Annotated in this window: 1 protein-coding gene; it reads right to left on the reverse strand. The window is 79.2% G+C overall.

Going from position 1 to position 341, the window contains the following annotated elements; genetic code table 11:
* Nucleotides 1–341 (reverse strand): hypothetical protein (locus tag VR45_RS41195; protein WP_045945109.1); only part of this gene is annotated, 341 nt, incomplete at both ends.

Genomic DNA, 341 nt, shown 5'->3' on the forward strand with positions numbered 1-341 from the left:
ATCTCCTCGCGCGGGGTGCGGGCGGCCCGGCCGGCTCCGGCGGCGGCGGTGAAGTCGGGGGCGGGCAGGGCGGCCCGGTCGAGCTTGCCGTTGACGTTGAGCGGCAGCGCGGCCAGGGCGGTGAAGGCCGCCGGGACCATGTAGTCGGGCAGCGCGGCGGCGACATGGGCGCGCACCGAGGCGAGGTCGAGCGCGGCCGGGTCGGCGCCGGCCGCGACCGCGAGGTGGGCGACCAGCCGGGTGCCGGCGGTGCCGTCCTGGTGCGGCAGCACGGCGGCCTGCACCACCCCGGGGTGGGCGGTGAGGACGGCCTCGATCTCGCCGAGCTCGATCCGGAAGCC

The sequence above is a fragment of the Streptomyces sp. NRRL S-495 genome (assembly GCF_000966955.1).
Classification (GTDB): domain Bacteria; phylum Actinomycetota; class Actinomycetes; order Streptomycetales; family Streptomycetaceae; genus Kitasatospora; species Kitasatospora purpeofusca.